Genomic DNA, 23,542 nt, shown 5'->3' with positions numbered 1-23,542 from the left:
CCGGTTCGCGAAGGTGTTTCTCCTGCGGTCAGATCGCGTTGCTCTTCAACGCATCGGCGATGAAATCTGCCTGCCGGATCGCCAGCGTGACAATGGTCAAGGTCGGGTTTTCCCCTGCGCTGGTGGTGAACTGGCTGCCGTCGGAAATGAACAGGTTAGGGATTTCATGACTCTGCCCATGCTTGTTGCACACCCCGTCCTGGGCCTTTTCGCTCATGCGGCAGGTACCCAGATTGTGCGTCGACGGGTACGGCGGCACGCGGAAGGTCTGCACCGCGCCCACCGATGAATACAACGCCTCGCCCTGTTTGAACGCGTACTCGCGCATCGCCACGTCGTTGGGGTGGTCATCGTAGTGGACGTTGGCCACGGGAATGCCGAACCGGTCCTTGACCCCGTCGTTGAGGGTGATGCGGTTGCTCTCCTGAGGCATATCCTCGCCGACGATCCACATCGCCGCCAACTTGGTGTACTGCTCCATGACGTTGGTGAAATCCCGTCCCCAGGCGCCCGGGTCGAAGAACGCCGCCAGAAACGACGGGCCGAGTGACACGGTTTCCATCTCATAGCCTCCGACGAACCCGCGCTCGGGCTTGTGAATGATCTCGTCGCTGATGATCCCGGCCATGATGGTGCCGCGATAGAAATGCACGTCTTCCTTGAACGAGGCGAACACGCTGCCGGTGGTATGGCGCATGTAGTGCTTGCCGACCATCCCCGCGCCATTGCCCAGGCCATGGGGAAACTGGCTGCTGGACGAGTTGAGCAGCAGGCGCGGGGTTTCGATGGAGTTACCGGCCACCGCGACCACCCGCGCTTTTTGCCGCTGCTCTTTGCCCTGGGCGTCGAAATACACCACGGCGTTGACCCGGCCCTTGTCGTCGTGCTCGATCTTCGCCACGTGGCATTGGGGGCGCAGCTCCAGCTTGCCGGTGGCTTCGGCAGCGGGGATTTCGGTGTACAGCGTCGACCACTTCGCGCCCATCTTGCAGCCCTGGAAGCAGAAACCCAGTTGCTGGCAACCGGCGCGGTCCTTGCGCGGCTGGCTGTTGATCGCCATGTGCCCGGTCGAGCACTCCTTGTAGCCCATCTTCTGCGCGCCGTTGTACAGCACCTTGAAGTTGTTGTTGCCCGGCAGGCCCGGAATATTGTTGGTGCGGGTCACACCCATCTTGTCTTCGGCACGGGCGTAATAGGGTTCGAGCTCAGCCAGAGTCACCGGCCAGTCCAGCAGGTTGGCGCCTTGTACCGGCCCATAGGTCTGCAACGCCTTGAACTCGTGCTCCTGGAACCTGAGGCTGGCGCCGGCCCAGTGGGTGGTGGTGCCGCCCACCGTCTTGCAGATCCAGGCCGGCAGGTTGGGAAAGTCCTTGGCCACTCGCCAGGACCCGGAAGTGGTGCGAATGTCGCCCCAGGACAGCTGCGAAAACGACGGCCATTCATCATTGATGAAGGTGCCCGGGGACTGCCGCGCGCCCGCTTCAAGCAACACCACCGGCACGCCCTTCTGGCACAGCTCGTTGGCCAGCGTCCCGCCGCCCGCGCCGGAGCCGATGATCACCACCACTGAATCGTCGTCGAAATTGTAAGTCGTCATGATGACTCTCCTTAGGCAGGTACGATCGGGCTGGCATCGGCAGGCGGGTTCGGCAACCATTTCAGGTCGTTGAAGCCGCGATGGATGTAACCGCCTTTGGGGAATGACGCGCCTTCATAACCGAAGTGCTTGTAGGCCAGTTCGTTGCTGTACAGGCTGTTGACCGCCGTGCCGCGCACCAGCGCGAAGAATGGCTCGCCCTGCACCGCCTTGAGCATGCCGGTCTGCTTGTCTTCGTCGAGCTTGCTCCAGTCGCCACCGGAGCGCTGGTCGAGATCGGCCAGCCCTTTTTTCAGCAAATCGGCGACGCCCGGATCCTGGGCGGCCTTTTCATCCAGGGCCTTGACGGAAAATGCATAAACCGCATCTTCCATGGTGTCGTGAGGGAATATTCGGCGGATCACCAGCAACAGCTTGCTACCGGTGGCACTGTCCAGCGAGGCCATCTCCAGCGCCCAGGTCCTGCTCGGCGCCAGCATGGCAATGGGTCCGGAGGTGAACAACAGGGTTCCCAACAGCAATCCGCCACTGCCTTGAAGGAAGCGGCGACGATCAAGCATCAGGTCTCTCATGGCTTTTGTCCTTGTTATTTTTGTTGTCGGTGCGATAGAGCTGATTTGATAGTAGTAGCGCGACATGGGGGGAGGTAATAACGAGCTACTACGTCACGATGTGCCTTGTTGGGTCGAAGAACACGGAACGTAGCAGCACGGCTTGCCGGCGGGAGCGGTGTGTCAGCACCACACTCGTTAACTGACACATCGCTTCCGCCGGCAAGCCGTGCTGCTACGGGGCGGCGGCGCTCGTAGTAGTCCGGTATTACCCCTGCAACCGCTGGGATTTCTAAACTGAGGCCTTTCCCATTTTCGAGCATCCCTGCCATGTCCTTCCTCAGCGAAACCCAACCCGGCGTGTGCACCTCGCCCGATGCCGTCACCCAGGATTACGTGTTCAACCACACCATGTTGCGGGTGAAGGACCCCGAGCGTTCGCTGGATTTCTACACCCGCGTGCTGGGCATGCGTCTGCTGCGCAAGGTGGATTTTCCGGAGGCGAAGTTTTCGCTGTTTTTCCTGGCGATGACCAAGGGCAGTGATGTGCCGGAGGATGTCGCGGGGCGCATGAGTTACACCTTCAGCCGCGAGTCGGTGCTGGAGCTGACCCACAACTGGGGCAGCGAGAGCGACGATTCGCAGTACCACAACGGCAACAAGGACCCGCGCGGTTTCGGCCACATCTGTTTCTCGGTGCCGGACATCGAGGCGGCCTGCACGCGCTTCGAGTCGCTGGGCGTGCCGTTCGTCAAACGTCTGGATAAAGGCATGAAACACGTGGCTTTCATCAGCGATCCGGACGAGTACTGGGTAGAGATCGTCCAGGCCGATCTGTTGGGCAAGCTGGGGCAGTGAGGCTGCACCACAGCCGCCCTGCCCCGGGCGGCTATGGTTTGTACATCAATCGAGCGCCGCAACCACCGCATCGAAAAACGCCACCGGCGACACCAGCGTCCGTCGCAGTGGTTTGGGCTGGGCGCCGAAGGTGACGATCACCACTTTCTGCGCCGGATTGACGTAGATGTTCTGGCCCTGCATGCCGATGGCCGAATAGGCACCATCCTTGATCGACTGCTCGGTCTGCGCCGGCCACCACATATAGCCGTAGGCGAGCGGCTTGCCATTCTTGAGGGTGGTTGGCGAGGTGGCCTGTTTGACCCAGCCGTCGGGCAGAATCGACTGGCCGCCGATCTTCCCTTCGTTCATGAAAAACATGCCAAAACGCCCGAAATCCCGCAGCGTGGCGCTGATACCACTGCCGCCGATTTCGATGCCACCGGGGGAATCCAGCCACCATTTGGCGTCGTGCTCCATGCCCAGCGGCTGCCAGATTTTCTGCGTGAAGTAATCGGCCAGCGGCATTTTCACTGCATTGCGTACCACCTCGGCCAGTACCTGCGCCTCGCCGGTGTTGTAGTTGTTGACTGTCCCCGGTTCCGCGGCCCGTGGTCGACTGGCCATGAGCGCCAGCGCAGCCCCCGGTGTCTGTGCCATCTGCGCCTTGAGCAGGGCCCGACGGTCCGAGTCAGGGTCGGTGAAGGCTTCATTCCACTTCACCCCGGACGCCATCATCAGCACGTTGCGGATGGTCACGCCGTCGTAAGCGGTGCCCTTCAGGCGTGGCACGTAGTCCGTCACCTGTTCATCGACGCTCTTGATCAAGCCGTCGCGAATCGCCGCCCCCGTCAGGGTCGAGGTAATGGATTTCGCCTCCGACATCGACATCCAGCGGGTTTTTTCGGTGTTACCGAACTGATAGATCTCGTAGGCGATCTTGCCGTCCTTGAGCACCAGCATCGCGGTCACGCTGTCCAGGGCCACATAGTCGAACAGGTCGTACTTCTTGCCCTGCCAGGTGAACTGCACGTTTTCCAGTTGCTTGTGGTACTGCGGCAATGCGTAGGGATGACCGCCTGCCGCAATAGTACGAGTGGGAAACAGCCGGTCGATGTTGCGGTAGGTGCTGACCGCCAGATCCGGCAGCATCGTGCCTTCGTAGATTTGTTCGACGGTGCCGATTGGCTCGTGGGCATGCGGGTATTCGTAGGCATCGGCCCCTGCATTGAGCGTGATGCTCGAAGCGAGGAGGCTCAGGGAAAGGGTCAGCGGGCGGACGCACTGCAACGGACGGCAAACAACGCGTGCAATCATGAGACTTCCTTGTGCGGTTTTCTCGTGGGAACGAAGTAGCACGATACAGTTACAGAATTTCTGAACTTTGGTTTTGTAATTCTGGATGTGACAAAACTTTGCAAGCCATCACACTGAATGTTCGTTTTTTCGCACAGAACAATTCAAATGATCGAACACCCGTCTCTCCTCGCACCCAAGCCCTCAACCCGCCTGTTCAGCCTGTTTTGCCTGGCCAGCTACCTGCTGTCGATGGCCTATGGCTCGACGTTCCTGCTGTCGTTGTTGATGAGCGCACACGGCGGCAACGAAAAGAACGCAGGCACGGTGATCTCGGCGGCAATGGTCAGTACCTTCATTTCGGTGATTTTTTCAGGCCACTTGAGCGACCGCCTGGGTGCTGCCCGCTCGGTGGCGTTGTGCGGGATGGCCCTGGTGGTCGCCAACCTGGGCTTCGCGTCGAGTGCCAGCCAGTTGCCGCTGATGATGCTGTTCGGTTTCGTGCTGGGGATCGGCTGGGGCGTGTTCTACACCCTGGGGCCGATCATGGTGGCGATGATGGTCGAACCGGCCTTGCGCGCCCGCTATTTCGCGCTGCTCTCGGGCAGCATGATGAGCGGAATCGGCTCGGCGCCGTTGCTCGGCCGGCTGGCGAGCCAGGCCGGGTTGCCGGTGACCTGGGCGTTCATCGCGGCGGCACTGGCCAGCGTGATCGGGGTTGTGCTGTTCTGGCGCCTGGCCGGGGCGCTACAACGTCTGCCCGACCGCTCCGGCGCGGTGGCCTCGAAACTGTCACTGTCAGGCGCGGTGCGTGTGCTGCGCTCCAAAGCGGTATTTGCGATCCTCATGGTTGGCCTGGGCGGTGCCATCTTCGGCGGGCTGTCCAGTTTCCAGACCAGCTACGCTCAGGCGCGTTCGCTGGATTATTCGCTGTTCTTCGCAGGCTTCATGAGCGCGGCCATCGCCGGACGGATGCTGGTGGCGGGGTTTGTGGTCAGGCGCGATCCATATGTCATGTCGTGCCTGTTGTCGGGGTTGATCGTGGTGTCGGTGCTGATGTTTCTCTTTCAGGTGAACACTGGCGCGGGTTATCTGCTGGCCGCCATCGTGCTGGGCATCGGTTATGGCCTGACCTATTCGGTGATCAATGGCCTGGCCGCCAACGAAGCGCCGGCAGGCACCACAACCCAATCGCTGCTGTTGTTCAGCCTGGCGTATTTCATCGGGGTGTTCGGGTTTCCGTGGTTGGCGGGCAAGGTGATCGTCGAGCATGGACTGGCGACGATGCTGGGGATTTTGCTGGGGGTGGCGGTGTTGAACTGGTCGATCACGGTGGCGCGGTTGGCATGGCGAATGCGGACAGACTTTTCCCCCGCTTGAAACAAAACCACCGCCCTTGAGGCGGTGGTTTTTTATTATGTCTACCTGGCGTCAGGCTCAGACCTTGACGACCCAACCTGCCGGGCCTTCGATCTCGCCGAACTGGATGCCGGTCAGTTCCTTGTACAGGCGCTGGGTCACCGAGCCGACTTCGGTCTCGCTGTGGAACACGTGGAGCTTGTCCTGGTAGCTGATGCCGCCGATCGGTGTGATCACTGCAGCGGTACCGCAGGCGCCGGCTTCCTTGAACTGGTCCAGCTTGTCGATGAAGACTTCGCCTTCGGTGACTTTCAGGCCCAGACGGGTTTCGGCCAGCTCGATCAGGGACAGGCGGGTGATGCCTGGCAGGACCGAGGGCGAACGCGGGGTGATGAACTGGTCATCGTGGGTGATGCCGAAGAAGTTGGCCGAACCGACTTCCTCGATCTTCGAGTGGGTCAGCGGGTCCAGGTAGATCGCGTCGGCAAAGCCGTTCTTCTTGGCTTCGCTGCCCGGCATCATGCTGGCCGCGTAGTTGCCACCGACCTTGGCCGCGCCAGTGCCCTGAGGCGCGGCGCGGTCGAAGCTGGAGATCACGAAGTTGTGCGGCTTCATGCCGCCCTTGAAGTACGGGCCGACCGGGATGCAGAACACCGAGAAGATGAACTCCGGTGCGGTGCGCACGCCGATGTTGTCACCGACGCCGATCACGAATGGACGCAGGTACAGCGCGCCGCCGCTGCCGTAAGGCGGAATGAAACGCTCGTTGGCGCGGACGACTTCCTTGCACGCTTCGATGAACATGTCGGTCGGCACGTGCGGCATCAGCAGGCGCGAGCAGCTGCGCTGCATGCGCGCGGCGTTCTGATCCGGGCGGAACAGGTTGATCGAGCCATCTTTGGCGCGGTAGGCCTTCAGGCCCTCGAAGCACTGCTGGCCGTAGTGCAGCGCGGTGGAGCCTTCGCTGATGTGCAGCACGTTGTCTTCGGTCAGGGTGCCCTTGTCCCACTGGCCATCACGCCACACGGAGAGGAAACGCTTGTCGGTCTTGATGTAGTCGAAACCCAGCTTGTCCCAGTTAATGCTTTCGTTACCCATGACACCCTCTATTTCCTGGCCAGCGCGCCTCTCGTGCGAAGGGGGCTGGCGTTTGTTCAATTGGGTCGCGCAGGCCGCGGTACAAGACGCGGCCGCTGCGATGTTGCGCCATATTACTGATTTTTTGTCCGGCAAACCGCCCTCTTGCCACTTAATCTGATGAATCCTGCGCGATCGGTCGAAATCATCTGCGGTGACGGGCTTTGCTGTTGTCAACGCGGGTGGGCAGAATGGCCCTTTATCACGTCAGGGAGCGTCATGATGTCAGCCGATTTGCCGAAACATGGCGCTGTCTTGTTTGCCAAGGATTTGCCGAGGGTGGCCGGTTTTTATCGTGAGTTGCTGGGGATGGTGCAGACGGTGACCGAGCCTCGGTTGATTGTGCTGGAATCGGATGTGTATCAGTTGGTGATTCACGGGATTCCCAAGGCGGTGGCTAATCGTATCGAGATTACTTCGCCGCCCGAGCGTCGGGAGAATACGGCGATCAAGCTGGTGTTTCCGGTACGCAGCCTGGCCTGGGCGCGGGCTGAGGCGATCGCGTTGGGTGGGCAGGTGGATGATGCTTCCGGGGAGTTTCGGGCGCGGGGGTTTGTGGCGTGTGACGGGTTTGATCCGGAGGGGAATGTGGTGCAATTCCGGGAATTGGCGGTTTAGGTTTTTCGTGTACATCTGTTGGGTTTCGGGTGTGTTTGCGTTTTTTGTTCTGGCTAACGCCAGACCAGGATCAAGAGCGCTCTTCCTAACGTCAGACCTGTTTCGACTTCGTCGAGTTACTTGGAAAAGACACCCAAGTAACCAAGGTGTCCTGCTCCTGGTTTGGCCCGACTTCGTCGGGTTCCCTCCCTCCGGCGATGCTCCGTGGGCCCGGCGCGAATGGGCCATCCATGGCCCCGCGCCTCGCGCGGCATCCTGCCGCTTGGCCCACTCCACATCACCTGCGCTCGGCCTGCACCCAAGTCGCGATTTGTGTCGTCTGGACTGTTGCGCACTAAGAACAAAAGCCAAATCAAAAGCGTGCGGTGGACTCAGTCCCGTAGCAGCCGAGCTTGCTCGCGGGTCGTTCTCAAGATCGCCCCGCCGGCAAGCCGTGCTGCTACGGGACGGTGTACATCCGCTTTTGATTTTGATCTTGGTGCGCGATCGTCCAAACACCACAAAACGCGACTTGGGTGCAGGCTGAATGGAGGTCTCGCGGAGTGGGTCGAGCCGCATGGATGCGGCAAGAGGCGTGTGGGCCATGGATGGCCCTTTCACGCCGGGCCCACGGAGCGAGACCGGAGTGAAGGGACCCGACGAAGTCGGGCCAAACCAGGAGCAAGACCCCTTGGTTACTTGGGGGTCTTTTCCAAGTAACTCGGCGAAGCCGAAACAGGTCTGGCGTTAGCCAGACCCCATCAGCGTCAACAGAGCAATCAGACCCCACCACGACACCTGCACCACCCCGAAACCCGCACAACCAGTGACTTTGTAGTCACGAAAAGCCTTTCCGGTATCAAAACTACAAAAAATGTAGTTAATGAAATATTTCACTACAAAACTGTTGACGAAGGTTTTCCGCACCTGCATAGTGAAGCCGTCTCCCCGATCGGGAGAGCTGGCAAAAGTATTCCGGGACCTTTCGACGTAGCCGTCGAACAACCTCTGGATGTGTGCTGCCCACAAGGCAGATTGATGAAGCTGAACCGGCAGGATCGACTCGACTGGGCCGAGCGCTGGCGAAACATCCTCATGACACTTGTGGTCGACCACGCATCGTCGCCAGTGTCTCTGGACGTCCGCTGTTTCTCCCCCGCCTTGCTCCGCTCCTGCTGTAGCAGCCCCTCATCGACACTACATCCACGCCGCCCGGCACCGGCTCTGTGTATCGACGGACCTTATATGTCAGCAACGAAGGACTGCGAACCGATGGATGATTCGCCATAACGCATGAACTAACCAGATAGATTAATCGTGAGCAAACAGGGGTATCCAATCATGAACTTGAACAATCAACCTACCATCGACCAATTGGCTCGACTGTTCGCTGCACAGAAGGACTCCCTCGACAGCCACATTCTCTGGGTCTGCAAGGAAGGCAACGTGCACATGGAAGGCCTGGGCGCCTGTACCGAGGAACAGGAGTTCGACGATCAGCACCCGCACATGCGTGCGCGCCTGAAGATGTACCGCAAGGGCCAGGGCTACGTCGGCAAGAAGGCCGCGGCCGACAAGCAGTTCCTCGGCCGGGTGCTCGATACCCTGAGCAGTGAGTGGGGTCAGGCACGCCACGAAGCGGGCGTGCGGGTCATCGACAAACTCTGCTGATTGACGTAACCGCCGTACGAAAACGCCGCTGATCCCTCCACGACGGGGATCAGCGGCGTTTTGTCATTTGGCGTGGATCAGAACGCCAGTTTATAACCGATAGCAATCAGCATGATTGCCAGAAACGGGCGCAGAACGCCGTCGGGAATCCGCCCGGTCAGGTGGCTGCCCATATAGATGCCTGGCAGCGAGCCCATCAGCAGAAAACCCAGCATCGGCCAGTTCATGTTGCCCATGGTCGCGTGACCCAGCCCCGCCACCAATGTCAGCGGGACCGCGTGGGCGATCTCGGTGCCGACCAGCCGGCGGGTGTCGAGGAACGGATAGAGAATGAACAACGCCACCGTGCCCAACGCGCCTGCGCCGATGGAGGTCAGCGCCACCATCACCCCGAGCAGCACGCCGGTCAGCACAGTGAGGATGCTCAGGCTGCGGTCGCTCAGGCGATAGTGGTCACCGGCATGGCGATGGGCGAAGGCCAAAAGGCGTTTTTTGAAGAAGATCGCCAGCGCGGTCAGCAGCAGGACGAAGCCCAGCGCCTGTTTGATCACCGCGTTCATCGACTCGGGCGCGGTGTGCAGGCTGTGCAGGAACAACAAGGTGGCCCCGGCGGCCGGCACGCTGCCCAGGGTCAGCCAGCCGGTGATGCGCCAGTCGATGTTGTCGTTCTTCTTGTGTACCAGCACCCCGCCGCTCTTGGTGATGGCGGCGTACAACAGGTCGGTGCCCACGGCGGTCGCCGGGTTGATGCCGAACCACAGCAGGATCGGGGTCATGAGCGAGCCACCGCCCACGCCGGTCATGCCTACGATAAAGCCGACCACGAGGCCCGCGACGACGAAACCTATATTCCCGAAATCCATGATTGCCTGACCAAAATGCATAAGCTGAAAATCCGGCGGGCAGGATAACGGGTTTCTTATAAACAACGTAGATCGAAAGGATCTATCGTTATAACCGTTTGTAATCCTCTAACGGACATCACGCCCCGTAGCAGCACGGCTTGCCAGCGGGGCGATCTTGAGGACGACCCGCGGGCAAGCCCGGCTGCTAAGGACGATGTTGATGCTGGGGCTGCGGCTCAACCGCACCACGTCGACGCATCCATGCCCCCACCACCAGCACGATCACCGCGCCGATGGCGCTGGCCAGGTAGTGCACCCAGCCTGCGTCAATGAGCCACACTTCCAGCGCACGGTCGCCGGGCACCATGCCGCCGGCGATCCAGCCGATCAGCGCGCCGCCCAGTTGCACGACGATCGGAAACCGCTCCATCGCCGCCAGCACCAGGCGGCTGCCCAGCACGATCACCGGGATGCTGATCAGCACGCCCGCCGCCACCAGGTAGATGTTGCCGTCCCCCGCTGCGGCCACGGCCAGCACGTTGTCCAGCGACATCACCACGTCGGCAACGATGATGGTCTTGATCGCCGTCCACAGCCGCGTGCCGCCGTCGATCTCTTCGTCGCCGTCGTCCTGATGCGCCACCAGCTTGATCCCGACCCACAACAGCAGCATCGCGCCCACCAGCTTCAGGTACGGCAGCGCCAGCAATTGCATGGCGAAGAACAGCATGACGATACGCAACAAGATCGCCCCGGCCATGCCACCATAGATGGCCTTGCCCTGCAGATCGCGGGGCAGCTTGCGGCACGCCATGGCGATGACCACGGCGTTGTCCCCGCCCAGCAGCAGGTCGATGGCGATGATCTGGGCCAGGGCGGTCCAGATGGCGGGGTCGGTGAACCAGGACATGTACAAACCTTATCGAACGAACAGTGGAAAGATGCCGGTCGCAAGCGACACCAGCAGCAGGATCAGGCTGTTGATGACCGACCACTTGAGGGTGAAGCGCTGGTTCTCGGCGTAGTCGAGTTTCAGCATGCTCACCACCAGGTAGGTCGAGGCCACCAGCGGGCTGAGAATGTGTACCGGCTGCCCGACCAACGAAGCACGGGCCATTTCGATGGCGCTGATCCCGTGATGCTGGGCAGTTTCGGCAAGGATCGGAAGGATACCGAAATAGAACACATCATTGGAGACCAGCCAGGTGACCGGAATGCTCAATAAAGCGGTAATCAATGCCATGAACGGTCCGAAACTCTCAGGAATCACCTTGAGCAACCCGCTCGCCAGGGCGTTGGCCATGCCAGTGCCGCTGAGCACACCGGTGAAAACGCCCGCCGCGAAGATCAGGCTCGACACCGCAAGAATCGGCGGCGCGTGCAGGGCCAGTTGCTCCTGTTGCTCCTTGAGACCAGGGAAGTTCACCACCAGCGCCAGGCACGCGGCGATCATGAACAGGTAGCTGAGCGGGAACAGCTCCAGGCACAGGCCGAGCATCAGCGCAGCGGTCAGCGCCCAGTTGAAATAGAAGCGCCAGCCACCGCCGCGATGCTCGCCCAGTTCGGAGAAGTCGCCATTGACGTCGATCGAACCACCCAGCCGCGCCCGCTCGCGGCGGCCGAACAGCCAGGCCAGCACGAAGGTCCAGACCATGCACGCGGCCATCGCCGGCAGCATCGGCACGAACATCTCGCCCACATCCACATGCATCGCGGTCGCTGCCCGCGCCGTCGGCCCGCCCCACGGCACCATGTTGCCCAGCCCGGAGACCTGCAACAGCAGGCAGCAGACCATCGGCAACGACAACCCCAGGCGCTTGTAGATCGGCAGGAATGCCGAAAGCACGATCATGTAGATGGTTGCACCGTCGCCATCCAGCGCAACGACGAAGGCCAGCAGCACGGTGCCGATGAAGATCTTCACCGGGTCGCCCTTCACCGCGCCGACGATGCGCGCCACCAGCGGGTCGAACATTCCGGCTTCGGTCATGGTCAGGAAGTACAGCATTGCGAAGATCATCAGCACGCCGTTGGGCGCGACCATCTTCAGGCCGTCGATCACGTACTTGCCCAGCTCGGCGTGAAAGCCGCCGATCACTGCAAATACCGTGGGAATCAGGATCAGAGCGGTCAACGCCGACAGGCGCTTGCTCATCAGAAAGTAAATAAAGGACAGCAACATCAGGGAGCTGAGCGTCATCAGCAGCATGGTCGTTTCCTGTTTCTTATAGTTGTACAGGTCGATGGCGCCTGACTTCTGCGGTCAGGCGCGCTTGGCGAGGCGCCGGGTCAGACGGGCAAGCCTTTGCCGCGCAACAGCGAGTCGAATCGCTCAGGGTCGGCGGTGCCCAGGCGATTGGTCTCGCGAATCGCCGCTTCACGGTCCAGGTGCGCCAGGGTCTTTGGCAACAGTGCGGCGGCGTCCTGGGCGGGAATCGAGATCACCCCGTCGGCATCGCCCAGCACCAGGTCGCCCGGCAGCACGCACAGGCCAGCGCAGGCGATCGGCACGTTGATTTCCCCCGGACCGTCCTTGCTCGGGCCGCGATGGGTGTGGCCAGCAGCGAACACCGGAATCACGCCTTCGGCCAGTTCTTCAAGATCGCGCACCGCGCCGTCGATGACGATGCCGCCGAGCTTGACTCGCAGCGCCGTGGTCCGCACCAGCCCGCCGATCACCGCCTGGCTGACATCACCGCCGCCGTCGATCACCAGCACGTCGCCGGGCTGCACCATCATCAGCGCCTTGTGCACCATCAGGTTGTCGCCGGGGCGCACCCGCAGGGTGAAAGCCGGGCCGCAGAGTTTCAGCGACAGATCGCCGTGGTAGATCGACAGGCCACGGGCGCCGATGCAGCGGCCCATGCAGTCCCCGGCGACCGCTACGGGAATTTTGCGAAAGGCTTCGATCAGCTCGGCGCTCAGGCTCTCGACCCGAGGGTTGATGCGATAACCGGCAGGCCATTGTTGTTCGGTAGTGGAAGACATGAGGCGCTCCGGATCAGTGGTTTGAGGGGGCAGTGTTGAACACGCCGGGATTGACGCAGGCCGACGGTGCCACCGGCGTGCCATTGAGGTAACCGAGCACGTTCTGCGCAGCGCCCGTGGCCATGGCCGCCAGCGCCGCCGGGGTCGAGCCGCCGACATGGGGCGTGAGCACGACGTTGTCGAGGGTCAGCAAGGGGCTGTCGGCTGGCAGCGGCTCGACGGCCATGGTGTCCAGACCCGCCGCGTACAGGCGCCCTGCTTTCAAGGCCTCGATCAGCGCGGGCTCGTCGACCACTTCGCCACGGGCGGTGTTGATCAGCAGCGCGTCCCTGGGCAGCAACGCCAACTGCTCGGCGCCGATGAAGCCGCGAGTCTGCGCGGTCAGCGGCACATGCAGGCTCAAGACGTGACTCAACGGCAGCAGGTCGTGTAGCGTTGCCACGCGCTCGGCGCCGTCGAGGTCTGCGCTGTCGGCCAGCAACGGGTCATACACCACCACCGACATGCCGATGGCCTGGCAGGCGCGGGCGACCCGGCGCGCCACCTGGCCAAAACCCACCAACCCCAGGGTGCGACCACTCAACTGCAAGCCGTCCTGGGCCCGCGACCAGCGCCCATCGCGCAGTTCGCGGTCCATCCAGTTGACCCGGCGCGCAGCGGCGAACATCAGGGCCAAGGTCATTTCGGTGACCGACTGCGCGTTGGCGCCCGGCGTCACGTACACCGGAATACCTCGGGCCGTGGCGGCCTCCACCGCGATGTTGCTGACACCGACGCCATGCTTGGAAATCACCTTGAGGGTCGGGCAGCCGGCGATGGCGCGCTCGGTCAGATCCAGGGTGCGGGAGATTACCGCATCCACGGGCTCGTTCAGGAGAATGTGTTCGATGTCGGCAGCGCCCTGCCCTTGCGCCACGAACAACACGCGGCAGCCTTGGGCGTTGAGCAGGTCCAGGCCTGCCTGCGCCAGCTTCGGCGCAGTGACCAGAATGGTATGAGGCATAAGCGTGATATCTCCGGCTTATTGTTTTTTTCGCCCGTGCGTCGGGCATGCCGTGAGTATCCCTGCCACAAACCTTGCTATCTATTGGTGAAAATTCAAGAACTCATTCCTAACAGGAAACAATTAAAGCTCGATGTTTTCCTCGCGCAGGATCTCGATAAAGCGCCGCGTTGCCGGGGACAGATAGGCGTCGGCTCGATGCAGTACGCCAAAACGACGGGACATGGTGGTGACGGGATTGCTTAGCTCGAGCAGACCATTGCCCAACCTGCCAGCCTTCAAACTTTGCCGCGAAATAAAAGTCAGCAGGCCGGTTTCGACGATCAGGTTGGGCACGGCGGCAATCGAGCTGGTGGCGATCGCGACATGCGGCGCCGGCAGGTTGTGTGCGGCGAACACTGCATCGAGCCACTGCCGGGTCGCCACCGAACGCGCCGATAGCACCCAGCGGTACTCGCACAACTGCTCGATGGCCATGGGCTGACCGGCCAGCGGATGCCGGGTACTGGCGGCCACCACCACCTCATCGTTGCCGATGGGCAGCTCCAGCAGTTCGTCATCCTGGGTGCCCATCGGGCCGATAACGATGTCCAGCAGGCCCTTGCGCAGCGCATCGTGGAGCACGTCGTTCATGCCGATCTGCAACTCCATGACCACCGCCGGTGCCTGCTCCTGCAACAGGCGGCAGGCGCGGGGCAGCGTCGAGTCGGCCATGGTTGCTGCCGCGCCGACGCGGATGGTGCCTGCCAGGCCCTTGCCCAGCGACATCGTCTGGCGCTGGGTTTCGTCGAGCATGCGTTCGATCTGCACCGCGCGCTCGTGCAACAGCTGCCCGGCATCGGTCAGGCGAATGCCGCGTCCTTCGCGCTCGAACAGTTCGGCGCCGTAGGCCGCTTCCAGCCGGTCGACGCACTTGGACAGCGCCGACTGCGAGATATGCAGCGCCTCGGAAGCGCGGCCCAGATGCCCCAACTCGGCGACCCTGGCGAAGTACGCCAAATCGCGGATCTGCAAATTGACGCTCAAGGCTCACCGTCCCAGTAATCCAGCGACTCTTCCTTGCGCTGCACCACCCGAAACACCCGCTGATCGTTCACCGAAGCCGCCGCCAGGTACTTGCCCGAATCCGGGTATTCGCACACTTCCGGCGCCTCGCGGGTGCTGATCGACAGGTATTTGAGCGGCGCGTCCGAGGTGTTGATGATCTGGTGCGGATAGTCCGGCCCCGGCGGAATGAACATCACATCGCCGGTCTTGATCGGCAGCATTTTCCCGGCGACGCGCAAGGTGCCCTGCCCCTCGATGACGATGAACATTTCTTCCTGGGCGTAGTGAAAATGATATGGGCAGGTGCGCTTGCCGGGGGCGACGATGTCAATCGACGCGCCGAGTTTTTGCGCAGCGGTGCCAATGCCCAGCACGGCGCCCATGCTTTCGTACAAGGGGTCGCGGCGCAGGGCTTCGAGCGGCGCGTCATTGAAATTGCGAATCAGCCGAGCGGCCAGATCCTCTTCGGTGTCAGCCATGTCTATCTCCCGAAAACTCAGCGCGTAGCGACGACGAACAGACGCGGAAACGGCAGCAACACCGTGCCGTCGGCCAGCGCCGGATAGGCCTGGCTGATCGCGTGCAGGTAGGTTTCAAGAAACGCGGCCTGCTCGTCTGCATCAAGCTTTTGCAGGTAAGGCCGCAGCGCCGAGCCCTTGAACCACTCGACCACCGCCTGATGGCCGCCCGCCAAGGGGTGATGGTAGGTGGTGCGCCACACGTCCACCTCATTGCAATGCGGCGCCAGCAGCTCGAAATAATAGGCGGCGGGATGCCGATCAGGATGCTTTACAGCGCCAGCCTTGCTCGCCCAGCGAGCATCGGCCGCCACTTCCCGGGCCAGGCGATGGACCGGTTCTTCGAGGTTATCCGGGGTCTGCACCGCCAGCGTGCCACCGGGGTTCAGGCGCTTGACCAGGCGCGGGTACAGCTCGGCGTGATCGGGCAGCCATTGCAGCGATGCATTGGCCAGGATCACGTCGTAGGTCTGCGCAGGGTTCCAGGTGCCGATGTCGGCCAGTTCGAAGGCAAGATTGGGCAGACGCTGGCGGGCATCGCTGAGCATGTCGTCGGAGCTGTCCAGGCCGGTGACCTGTGCTTCGGGGAAACGCTTGGCCAGCACCTCAGTGGAATTGCCCGGCCCGCAGCCCAGGTCGATGGCGGTACTGACGGTTTGCGTCGGGATGGCAGCGACCAGATCCCGCACCGGGCGGGTGCGTTGCTGCTCGAACATCGAATACTGCTTGGCAGACCAGCTCATCGGGCATTTCCTTTTTATCGAGGAGGATGGCCGATGAGGGTAAGGCGTGAATGGCGCAAGCACAAATCAAGAGCGTAAGGTCCGACTGGCTTCTGCCCGGAGGGCGTGGGAGCCCAGCTTGCTGGCGATCTGGCGCTCAGCGGCAGTAAACCCATTCACTCTGGCCGTGCCAGACACACCGCATGGACTGGATTTGCTGCCGGTTCCCGGCAGATCGCCGACAAGTCGGGCTCCCACACCCTCCGGGCAGAATCAACGGCGATCGCCCCCATGCCCCCGTCCGCCAGGCGTGTTACGCGGCGTGGGTCGAGGCCTGGGTGGCAGCCGCAGGCACCGCCAGCGCATCCTCCAGAATCAGGTCCGCGCCCTTCTCCGCCACCATCAGCACCGCCGCGTGGGTGTTGCCCGAGGTCACGTTGGGGAAGATCGACGCGTCGACAATGCGCAGCCCGTCGATGCCGTGCACTTTCAGGCGCTTGTCCACCACCGAGGTCTGCTCGTCGGCGCCCATGGCGCAGGAACCACACAGGTGGTAGATCGAGCCCGAGTTGTGGCGGAAGTATTCGAGCATCTGCTCGTCGCTCTCGACCACCGGCCCCGGCAGCACTTCGTCCACCGTGATGCCCTTGAGCGCCGGCGCCGACATGATCTTGCGCATCAGGCGGCTGCCCTGGATCACCTCGTCGATGTCCTTCTGCGTGCTCAGGTAGTTCGGGTCGATCAGCGCCGCATCGCGCGGGTTGCTTGAGGCGATTTCGATAGAGCCGCGGCTGGTCGGCCTGCACGGGTTGAAGCACAGCAGAAAACCGGAATACGGCTCGGGCTTGAGGCTGGCCTTGTTGTTTTTCGGGATCTGGTACGACAGCGGGTTGAAATACAGCTGCAAGTTCGGATGGCTCTGCTCGTCGTTGCCACGGAAGAAACCGCCGGCCTGGTTGACGCTCATCGCCAGCGCGCCCTTGCGGGTGAACAGGTACTTGAGGCCCAGCAGCGCCTGGCCGAACAGCGAACTGAGCTGGTCGTTCAGGGTCGGGATATTGGCCTTGTAGTAGTAGCTGACACACAGGTGATCCTGCAGGTTCTGCCCCACCGCTGGCAGTTGCTTGACCTGTTTGATGCCATGTTTGGCCAGCAGGGCTTTGTCGCCGACACCCGACAGTTGCAGGATCTTCGGCGTGTCCACCGCACCGGCACAAAGGATCACTTCCTTGCGCGCGATGAAGTGGCGTTGCTCGCCGTTCTGGCTGACCTCCACACCGACGGCGCGCTTGCCCTCGGCGTCGAACAGCAGGCGGTCCACCAGCGCATGGTGTTCCACGGTGAGGTTCTTGCGGCCCAGTGCCGGGTGCAGATGAGCGAAACTGCTGGAGCAACGCTCGCCATTGCGGGTGTTGACGTCGTACAGCCCTGCACCTTCGAATTTAGGCCCGTTGAAATCGTCGCTGCGCGAATACCCCAGCTGCTCGCAGCCTTCGAGGAACACGTCGCAGATCGGGTGGGTCTGGCCCTGCATCGGGGTGATGCTGATCGGGCCGCTGCCGCCGTGGTACTCGGTGTCGCCCAGCGGGTGGTTTTCCAGCTTGCGGAAGTACGGCAGCACGTCCTTGAAGCCCCAGCCATCGTTGCCATTGGCCGCCCAGTCATCGAAGTCGTGGGCCTGGCCGCGCACGTAGATCATCGCGTTGATCGAGCCGGAACCGCCCTGCACCTTGCCACGTGGTGCGTAGATGGCGCGGTTGGCCAATTGCTTCTGCGGCTGGCTGTAGTACATCCAGTTGAAGGTCGGGTTGTAATACATTTTGGCGAAGCCGACCGGGATCTTGAACCACAGCGAGCTGTCCTTGCCGCCCGCTTCGAGCAGCAGCACGCTGTATTGCCCGGAGGCCGAGAGCCGGTTGGCCAGCACGCAACCTGCTGCGCCGGCGCCTGCGATGATGTAGTCGTATGTCATGCACGGTTATCCAAAAAAAGCGTGAGCTTGCGAGCTTCCTTCAAGTGGGAGCCGGCTTGCTGGCGAAAGCTTCCGACTGTAGGAGCCGGCTTGCTGGCGAATGCGCCGTGTCAGGCACCAAAGCGTTGAATGACACACCGCATCGCCAGCAAGCCGGCTCCTACAGGTCGGGATTAGCCTCTGGCCGGAGAAAAGTCTTTTACATCCGCAGGCGTCGGCGCCATCTGCAGGTGCAGGCGCGAGCCGGTGTACGGCGTGTGGGCACGCACCACGTCCATGTTCAGCTCCACCCCAAGGCCCGGTTCGGACGAGGGAATGATGTAGCCGTCTTCCCACTGCAGCGGCTTGGTCAGGACCTCGGCGTGGAAGCCGCCCCAGGTCTCGATGCTTTCCTGGATCAGGAAGTTGGGCGTGCAGGCCGCCAGCTGGAAACTGGCCGCCGCGCCGATCGGGCCGTTGTACAGATGCGGGGCGATCTGCGCGTAGTGGGCCTCGGCCATGCTGGCGATCTTCTTGCCTTCCAGCAGGCCACCGCAGCGGGCCACGTTCATCTGCAGAATCGACGCGCCGCCGGCTTGCAGCAGCTTGTGGAATTCGTACTTGGTGGTCAGGCGCTCACCGGTAGCGATCGGGATGCTGGTCTTGCCTGCCACCTGCGCCATGGCCTCTTCCTGGCCTGGCGGCACGGGTTCTTCGAACCACAGCGGATCGTATTTCTCCAGCCTTTTGGCCAGGCGAATGGCCGACGACGGCACCATCTGGCCGTGAGTGCCAAACAGCAGGTCGCACTTGTTGCCCACCGCTTCGCGGATCTTGCGGCAGAAGGTTTCGCAGCGTTCCAGCACCTTGAGCGAAATCTGGTGCCCGGAGTACGCGGTGTACGGCCCTGCCGGGTCGAACTTCACGGCGGTGAAGCCCTTGTTCATGTTGTCGATGGCGCATTCGGCGGCCAGGTCCGGGTCGTCGTAGTCGTACTCGCCCTGGCTGTTGAGCGGGTACAGGTAGGTGTAGGAACGCAGACGCTCATGCACCTTGCCGCCCAGCAACTCGTAGACCGGCTTGTTCGCCGCCTTGCCGATGATGTCCCAGCAGGCCATTTCCAGGCCGCTGACCACGCCCATCATGGTCAGGTCCGGGCGCTGGGTGAAGCCGCTCGAATAGGCCTGGCGGAAGAAGCGCTCGATGTGGTGCGGGTCTTGGTTGAGCAGGTGGCGCTCGAACACGTCTTCGATGATCGGCACCATGGCCTTGGGGCCGAAGCTGGCGGCGTAGATCTCGCCGACGCCCTCGATGCCGCAGTCGGTCTTGAGCTTGACGAACAGCCAGTACATGCCGCCGATGTGCGGCGGTGGAACGGCGACGATATGGGTTTCCAGAGCGATGACTTTCATTTAAGGCACCTTAGATGCGAGAGGATTTGCGACGGATCCGCGCCCGCAGCGTCAGCGCTGCCAGGGTGCCGATCAGCCCGACGAAGGCGATGTAGCTGAAATACAGCTTGTAACCGGCGGCTCCCGGGTACTGCTCGGTGAGGTAGCCGTTGATCAGCGGAATGAAGGTGTCAGGCAGGTAACCGACCACCGAGACGATGCCGATGGCCAGGCCCGTGATGCGCAGCGGGATGTTGCAGGTGTCCAGGATCGCCCAGTACAGCCCGCGAATCGCGTAAGTCATCAGGCCGATGAAAATCACTGTCACCACCAGCAGCCCCAGGTTGTTGAAGGCCGGGAACACCACCAGGCCCGCCATCGCCAGCGTGGCCAATGCCAGCGCGACGATCAGCACCGAGATATTCGAGTACTTGTCGCCCAGCCAGCCGCCGCCGATGCCGCCCACCGGGCGCATCCACAGTTTGATGGTGGTGATGGTGCCGGCCATGACCGCGGTCATGCCGCTGCCTTGCAGGTAGTCGGAGAAACTGTAGGTGGCCCAGAAGATGTGATAACCGCAGAACACGATGGCGGTCACCAGCCACAGTTCGGGAATCTTCACCAGGGTGGCGAGGTCGCTGAACAGGTGGTGTTTTTCCTCGACGCCCGCGCCTTCGGCGGCCACCGATTTCGGGTCCTTGACCAGCACCAGCAGGCAACCCAGGCCGATGCAGATGAACGAGTACAGGTACACCACGTGACGGAAACCGTCGGCGGCGGTCTGCCCGCCAGTGCCGATGGCGTAGGCGAAAATGCCCAGTGCGATGGTCGCGAGCAAGGCTTCCACCAGGCCGCGACCGCCATCGAGAATGCCGAAAAAACGGCCCTGCTCACTGTGGTGGGCGATCATCTTCACCCGTTTGAGCACCGAGGCCCAGAAGGTCAGGCCAGTGGTCAGACCCCAGCAACCGAAAATGATCATCAGGCCGGTCATCGATGGCACCGTCGAGTACCACAGGCCCAGTGCACCGGTGGCCACCAGCGAGAAGAAAATCAGGAAGCGCGGCGCGATGCGATCCGCCAGCCAGCCGCTGGGCAGGTAGCTGAGCAGGAAGATCGTGCCCAGCATCGAATACAGATAGCCCAGCTCGCTGTGGCTGATCTGGAACACTTCGAGCATGGTGGTCTGGTAGACCTGGCGCAGATAGAGGATCGGGTAGATCGCACCGGCCGCGAGGACCAGCAACATCAACTGGATGTAGCGGCTGGCCTTGTCGCTTTTCGCGACTTCGGTGGCAGAGGAATTCTGAACAGCGGCCGCAACGGAAGCAGGCTTGGACATTTGGAAGGACCTCGGGCGCCCGTCGTTCGGGCGCCGCTGATATTTGTTTTTATGGGTGTTGCTTGACACGCAATAGCGGTGAATCAGTACTTCATGACCACCAGACGGGTCTGGGTGAATTCGAGCATTCCGTGCTTGCCGTCATCGCCGCCCAGCCCCGAGCGTTTCCAGCCGGCATGGAAACCCTGATAGGGGTCGGCCGGGGTGCGGTTGACGTACAGCTCGCCCGCCTCGATGGCGTTGGCGACTTTCATCGATGTCCGGTAGTTCTCGGTATAGAGCACCGACGACAGACCGAACTGATGATCGTTGGCAAATTCCAAGGCCTGATCGATGTCGCGGTACTTGAGCACCGGCAGCACCGGGCCGAAGATTTCTTCCTGAACGATTTCCATGTCCTGGCGGCAATTGCTCAGCAGCGTTGGCGGGTAGAAATGGCCCTTGCCGACCGGTAATACGCCGCCCGCCTCCAGTACCGCGCCTTCACCGATGGCACGTTCGACCATGGCGTGGATGTTCTGCTGCGCGCTGGCGCTGACCAGCGGGCCCATGCGCGAGGCATCTTCGGCCCGATCACCGAAGGCGACGGCGCTGATCTTTTCCTTGAGCAGCGCCAGGAAGCGGTCGTGCACGCTCTCATGCACATACACCCGCTCCACCGCCGTGCACAGCTGGCCGCAGTGCGTGGTCTTGGAGGCGACGATAGCGCTGGCGGCCTTTTCCAGATCGGCGTCCGGCTCGATGATCGCCGGGGTCTTGCCACCCAGCTCCAGCGACGGCTTGGCGATGTTTTCCTTGCAGTAGTCCAGCACGATGCGCCCGGCCTTGACGCTGCCGGTCAGGGTGATCATGCCCACCGCCTTGTGGGTGCACAGGCTCGCGGCGGTGGCGTGGTCCATGGTCAGGATGTTGATCACTCCGGCCGGGATGCCCGACTGCTGCACGGCCTTGGCAATTTCGAACGCCGAAATCGGCGTGTTGTTGCTGGGGCGCACCACCACGGTATTGCCGGCGATCAGCGCCGGGGCGATCTTGCGCAGCAGGGTATAGACCGGGTAGTTGAAAGGGATCAGCGCGGCGACGACACCGATCGGCTGGCGCTGCAGCAGCAGGTTTTCGTCGGGGGTGTCGCTGGGGATGATTTCGCCTTCGATACGGCGCGCCCACTCGGCGTGGTAACGGGTGATCTGCGCGGCGTAGCGCGCTTCGTTGCTGGCGTCGGCCACACTCTTGCCAGACTCGGCGGCCAGCGCCGCGCCGATGTTTTCAGCGCAGGCTTCCAGGGCATCGGCCAAAGCACGCAGGTGCTCGCCACGCTCGATGCTGGTCAGGCCCGCCCAGGTTTTCTGCGCGATGGCGGCAGCGTCCACGGCGGCCAGCGCTTCGGCAGAGGTGGCGGCCGACACATGCCCCACCAGCGCTTCGGTGGCCGGGTTGTGCACGGCGATCAGCGCGCTGTCGACAGGCTCGACAAACTGGCCGTTGAGAAAATTTCGTTCGAGTCGCATGTGGGACGTCCACCGTTGTTTTTATCCGAATGACGATCAGTCTTGTCATCCGCAACGGCGGCCACAAACGATTTATTACACCGGCAAACATTCCTAAAACGCACGTTACTGCTCGACCCTCCATGCACTGGGTCTGTAATCACCTCATGGGATCGACGTCAGCGCCGCCGTAGAGGGCTCGAGCTGGCGCTGGGTGAGCCAGATTTCTTCCTGCAACCACTGGGCGAACAGCTGCAACTGCGGCAGTTCCTGCTCGGGCCGGGTGACCAGCCAGTACGACTGATGGCCTTCGACGTGCACATTGAGGACCTGGGTCAACTCCCCCGCTGCCAGTTCCGGCGCCACCATGTGCCAGTCGGCGATGGTGATGCCCAGGCCGTCAGTGGCAGCGCGAATGGCCAGGTCCAGCAGGTCGAACTCGTAGCCGCCCTGGGTATCGACGCCATGGATGCGCGCAGCGTCGAGCCAGTGTTTCCAGGTCAGGTAACGCTGATCCTCGCTGGCCAGCACGTGCAGCAAGGTCATGCGGTTGAAGTCGATGCCTTCGTCGCTGGATTCGCGGGCATACAGCGACGGCGCGCAGACCGCCACATGCCGCTCCTGAAACAGCAGCGAACTGTCCAGCCCGTCCCACTCGCCGTTGCCGAAACGGATCGCGCAATCCAGGGTGCTGGTCTCGGCCAGGCTGTCCTGCAGGCGCGTGCTGATGCTCAGTTCAAGCTCCGGCAACTGCTCGCGCAAGCGCCCCAGCCGCGGCATCAGCCAGCGGCTGGTGAAGGTCGGCGGCGCATTGATCCGCAGGCGGTTGGAGTGGGATTTCTGCTGCAGGCTGCGCACGGTCATCTCGATCTTGTCGAACGACTGATGCAGCGCCCGCAGCAACACGCGCCCGGCGCTGGTCAGGTCCAGATGGTGATGACGGCGCTCCAGCAAGGTCTCGCCCAGTTGCTCTTCAAGCTGGCGCACCTGGCGGCTGACCGCGCTCTGGGTGACGTTCAACAGCTCGGCCGCGCGGGTGAAACTGCCGGTGCTGCCAGCCACTTCAAAGGCCTTCAGGGCGTTGAGGCCGGGCATTTTGCGCTTCATGGATCGCTCTCGGTGATGGCTCGAAACGCGGCGAATCTTCCACCCATTCAGCGCCCTTTGCCAGAGCGGCACGCGACTTTCCGCTCAGTAACATGC

22 protein-coding genes are annotated in these 23,542 nt (G+C 62.2%); 4 read left to right on the top strand and 18 right to left on the bottom strand.

The window, feature by feature from the left end; all coding sequences use genetic code 11:
* Window positions 1-28: 28 nt before the first annotated feature.
* Window positions 29-1,597: a GMC family oxidoreductase gene (locus AC1MEK_RS14400; protein WP_480396949.1), complete on the bottom strand. Its 1,569-nt coding sequence runs from the start codon at window positions 1,595-1,597 to the stop codon at window positions 29-31.
* An 11-nt stretch (window positions 1,598-1,608) separates the two neighbouring features.
* Entirely contained in the window at window positions 1,609-2,169 is a 561-nt protein-coding gene (locus tag AC1MEK_RS14395; RefSeq protein WP_480396948.1) for a tat (twin-arginine translocation) pathway signal sequence, read from the bottom strand.
* A gap of 309 nt (window positions 2,170-2,478) precedes the next feature.
* Between AC1MEK_RS14395 and gloA the strand changes: the two genes are divergently transcribed.
* Window positions 2,479-3,006: a lactoylglutathione lyase gene (gene gloA, locus AC1MEK_RS14390; protein WP_480396947.1), complete on the top strand. Its 528-nt coding sequence runs from the start codon at window positions 2,479-2,481 to the stop codon at window positions 3,004-3,006.
* Window positions 3,007-3,051: 45 nt separating this feature from the next.
* On the opposite strand, the gene AC1MEK_RS14385 is transcribed toward gloA, so the two are convergent.
* Window positions 3,052-4,302, bottom strand: coding sequence for a serine hydrolase domain-containing protein (locus AC1MEK_RS14385; protein ID WP_480396946.1), 1,251 nt, complete (start codon window positions 4,300-4,302; stop codon window positions 3,052-3,054).
* A 147-nt stretch (window positions 4,303-4,449) separates the two neighbouring features.
* Between AC1MEK_RS14385 and AC1MEK_RS14380 the strand changes: the two genes are divergently transcribed.
* Window positions 4,450-5,661, top strand: a complete 1,212-nt coding sequence (locus tag AC1MEK_RS14380) for an MFS transporter (RefSeq protein WP_480396945.1) — start codon at window positions 4,450-4,452, stop codon at window positions 5,659-5,661.
* Window positions 5,662-5,718: 57 nt separating this feature from the next.
* Here AC1MEK_RS14380 and AC1MEK_RS14375 read toward each other — a convergent pair whose 3' ends face one another.
* Window positions 5,719-6,738 carry a branched-chain amino acid aminotransferase gene (locus AC1MEK_RS14375; protein ID WP_480396944.1) on the bottom strand — a complete coding sequence of 340 codons (1,020 nt, stop codon included), beginning with the start codon at window positions 6,736-6,738 and terminating at the stop codon, window positions 5,719-5,721.
* Between the two features lie 261 nt (window positions 6,739-6,999).
* Between AC1MEK_RS14375 and AC1MEK_RS14370 the strand changes: the two genes are divergently transcribed.
* Window positions 7,000-7,395: a VOC family protein gene (locus tag AC1MEK_RS14370; RefSeq protein WP_480396943.1), complete on the top strand. Its 396-nt coding sequence runs from the start codon at window positions 7,000-7,002 to the stop codon at window positions 7,393-7,395.
* Window positions 7,396-8,121: 726 nt separating this feature from the next.
* On the opposite strand, the gene AC1MEK_RS14365 is transcribed toward AC1MEK_RS14370, so the two are convergent.
* Window positions 8,122-8,490, bottom strand: a complete 369-nt coding sequence (locus tag AC1MEK_RS14365) for a hypothetical protein (protein ID WP_480396942.1) — start codon at window positions 8,488-8,490, stop codon at window positions 8,122-8,124.
* A gap of 225 nt (window positions 8,491-8,715) precedes the next feature.
* On the opposite strand from AC1MEK_RS14365, the gene AC1MEK_RS14360 reads away from it, so the two are divergent.
* Window positions 8,716-9,045: a hypothetical protein gene (locus AC1MEK_RS14360; RefSeq protein WP_480396941.1), complete on the top strand. Its 330-nt coding sequence runs from the start codon at window positions 8,716-8,718 to the stop codon at window positions 9,043-9,045.
* A gap of 77 nt (window positions 9,046-9,122) precedes the next feature.
* Here the strand turns inward: AC1MEK_RS14360 and AC1MEK_RS14355 are convergent, their stop codons facing one another.
* The 13 genes from AC1MEK_RS14355 to AC1MEK_RS14295 form a co-directional block, all read right to left on the bottom strand.
* A complete protein-coding gene (locus AC1MEK_RS14355; protein ID WP_480396940.1) occupies window positions 9,123-9,908 on the bottom strand; it encodes a sulfite exporter TauE/SafE family protein in 786 nt (261 codons plus the stop codon).
* Window positions 9,909-10,095: 187 nt separating this feature from the next.
* The gene (locus AC1MEK_RS14350) at window positions 10,096-10,800 is read right to left on the bottom strand and encodes a TerC family protein (protein WP_480396939.1); all 705 of its coding nucleotides are present in this window, start codon (window positions 10,798-10,800) and stop codon (window positions 10,096-10,098) included.
* A gap of 9 nt (window positions 10,801-10,809) precedes the next feature.
* On the bottom strand, window positions 10,810-12,096 hold the full coding sequence (locus AC1MEK_RS14345; protein ID WP_480397033.1) for a CitMHS family transporter: 1,287 nt from the start codon (window positions 12,094-12,096) through the stop codon (window positions 10,810-10,812).
* Between the two features lie 83 nt (window positions 12,097-12,179).
* Window positions 12,180-12,878, bottom strand: a complete 699-nt coding sequence (locus tag AC1MEK_RS14340) for an RraA family protein (RefSeq protein ID WP_480396938.1) — start codon at window positions 12,876-12,878, stop codon at window positions 12,180-12,182.
* A gap of 13 nt (window positions 12,879-12,891) precedes the next feature.
* Entirely contained in the window at window positions 12,892-13,881 is a 990-nt protein-coding gene (locus AC1MEK_RS14335; protein ID WP_480396937.1) for a hydroxyacid dehydrogenase, read from the bottom strand.
* Window positions 13,882-14,004: 123 nt separating this feature from the next.
* Window positions 14,005-14,907 (bottom strand): LysR family transcriptional regulator, encoded by a 903-nt coding sequence (locus AC1MEK_RS14330; RefSeq protein ID WP_480396936.1) that lies wholly within the window; start codon window positions 14,905-14,907, stop codon window positions 14,005-14,007.
* Window positions 14,904-15,407: a cupin domain-containing protein gene (locus AC1MEK_RS14325; protein WP_480396935.1), complete on the bottom strand. Its 504-nt coding sequence runs from the start codon at window positions 15,405-15,407 to the stop codon at window positions 14,904-14,906. The genes AC1MEK_RS14330 and AC1MEK_RS14325 overlap by 4 nt, the downstream gene beginning before the upstream one ends.
* Before the next feature lie 17 nt (window positions 15,408-15,424).
* The gene (gene tam / locus AC1MEK_RS14320; RefSeq protein ID WP_480396934.1) at window positions 15,425-16,189 is read right to left on the bottom strand and encodes a trans-aconitate 2-methyltransferase; all 765 of its coding nucleotides are present in this window, start codon (window positions 16,187-16,189) and stop codon (window positions 15,425-15,427) included.
* 292 nt (window positions 16,190-16,481) lie between these two features.
* A complete protein-coding gene (locus tag AC1MEK_RS14315) occupies window positions 16,482-18,140 on the bottom strand; it encodes a GMC family oxidoreductase (protein WP_480396933.1) in 1,659 nt (552 codons plus the stop codon).
* A gap of 173 nt (window positions 18,141-18,313) precedes the next feature.
* Window positions 18,314-19,531: a mandelate racemase/muconate lactonizing enzyme family protein gene (locus AC1MEK_RS14310; protein WP_480396932.1), complete on the bottom strand. Its 1,218-nt coding sequence runs from the start codon at window positions 19,529-19,531 to the stop codon at window positions 18,314-18,316.
* Window positions 19,532-19,541: 10 nt separating this feature from the next.
* A complete protein-coding gene (locus AC1MEK_RS14305; RefSeq protein WP_480396931.1) occupies window positions 19,542-20,852 on the bottom strand; it encodes an MFS transporter in 1,311 nt (436 codons plus the stop codon).
* A gap of 83 nt (window positions 20,853-20,935) precedes the next feature.
* Complete coding sequence (gene aldA, locus AC1MEK_RS14300; protein WP_480396930.1) at window positions 20,936-22,360, bottom strand: aldehyde dehydrogenase; 1,425 nt, start codon at window positions 22,358-22,360, stop codon at window positions 20,936-20,938.
* Window positions 22,361-22,504: 144 nt separating this feature from the next.
* Window positions 22,505-23,446 carry a LysR substrate-binding domain-containing protein gene (locus AC1MEK_RS14295; RefSeq protein ID WP_480396929.1) on the bottom strand — a complete coding sequence of 314 codons (942 nt, stop codon included), beginning with the start codon at window positions 23,444-23,446 and terminating at the stop codon, window positions 22,505-22,507.
* Between the last annotated feature and the right edge of the window lie 96 nt (window positions 23,447-23,542).

This window comes from Pseudomonas sp. 2, from assembly GCF_056627435.1.
Note: the sequence above shows the minus strand (reverse complement) of the source record. Positions and strands in the feature narration are given on the sequence as shown.

Bases quoted from the DNA above. Each gene is read 5' to 3' on its own strand.
- AC1MEK_RS14355 (WP_480396940.1), bottom strand. From the start codon at position 9,908: ATGGATTTCGGGAATATAGGTTTCGTCGTCGCGGGCCTCGTGGTCGGC.
- AC1MEK_RS14295 (WP_480396929.1), bottom strand. From the start codon at position 23,446: ATGAAGCGCAAAATGCCCGGCCTCAACGCCCTGAAGGCCTTTGAAGTG.
- gloA (WP_480396947.1), top strand. From the start codon at position 2,479: ATGTCCTTCCTCAGCGAAACCCAACCCGGCGTGTGCACCTCGCCCGAT.
- tam (WP_480396934.1), bottom strand. From the start codon at position 16,189: ATGAGCTGGTCTGCCAAGCAGTATTCGATGTTCGAGCAGCAACGCACC.
- AC1MEK_RS14370 (WP_480396943.1), top strand. From the start codon at position 7,000: ATGTCAGCCGATTTGCCGAAACATGGCGCTGTCTTGTTTGCCAAGGAT.
- AC1MEK_RS14315 (WP_480396933.1), bottom strand. From the start codon at position 18,140: ATGACATACGACTACATCATCGCAGGCGCCGGCGCAGCAGGTTGCGTG.
- AC1MEK_RS14375 (WP_480396944.1), bottom strand. From the start codon at position 6,738: ATGGGTAACGAAAGCATTAACTGGGACAAGCTGGGTTTCGACTACATC.
- AC1MEK_RS14400 (WP_480396949.1), bottom strand. From the start codon at position 1,597: ATGACGACTTACAATTTCGACGACGATTCAGTGGTGGTGATCATCGGC.
- AC1MEK_RS14350 (WP_480396939.1), bottom strand. From the start codon at position 10,800: ATGTCCTGGTTCACCGACCCCGCCATCTGGACCGCCCTGGCCCAGATC.
- AC1MEK_RS14310 (WP_480396932.1), bottom strand. From the start codon at position 19,531: ATGAAAGTCATCGCTCTGGAAACCCATATCGTCGCCGTTCCACCGCCG.
- AC1MEK_RS14305 (WP_480396931.1), bottom strand. From the start codon at position 20,852: ATGTCCAAGCCTGCTTCCGTTGCGGCCGCTGTTCAGAATTCCTCTGCC.
- AC1MEK_RS14335 (WP_480396937.1), bottom strand. From the start codon at position 13,881: ATGCCTCATACCATTCTGGTCACTGCGCCGAAGCTGGCGCAGGCAGGC.
- AC1MEK_RS14380 (WP_480396945.1), top strand. From the start codon at position 4,450: ATGATCGAACACCCGTCTCTCCTCGCACCCAAGCCCTCAACCCGCCTG.
- aldA (WP_480396930.1), bottom strand. From the start codon at position 22,360: ATGCGACTCGAACGAAATTTTCTCAACGGCCAGTTTGTCGAGCCTGTC.
- AC1MEK_RS14340 (WP_480396938.1), bottom strand. From the start codon at position 12,878: ATGTCTTCCACTACCGAACAACAATGGCCTGCCGGTTATCGCATCAAC.
- AC1MEK_RS14395 (WP_480396948.1), bottom strand. From the start codon at position 2,169: ATGAGAGACCTGATGCTTGATCGTCGCCGCTTCCTTCAAGGCAGTGGC.
- AC1MEK_RS14360 (WP_480396941.1), top strand. From the start codon at position 8,716: ATGAACTTGAACAATCAACCTACCATCGACCAATTGGCTCGACTGTTC.
- AC1MEK_RS14325 (WP_480396935.1), bottom strand. From the start codon at position 15,407: ATGGCTGACACCGAAGAGGATCTGGCCGCTCGGCTGATTCGCAATTTC.
- AC1MEK_RS14385 (WP_480396946.1), bottom strand. From the start codon at position 4,302: ATGATTGCACGCGTTGTTTGCCGTCCGTTGCAGTGCGTCCGCCCGCTG.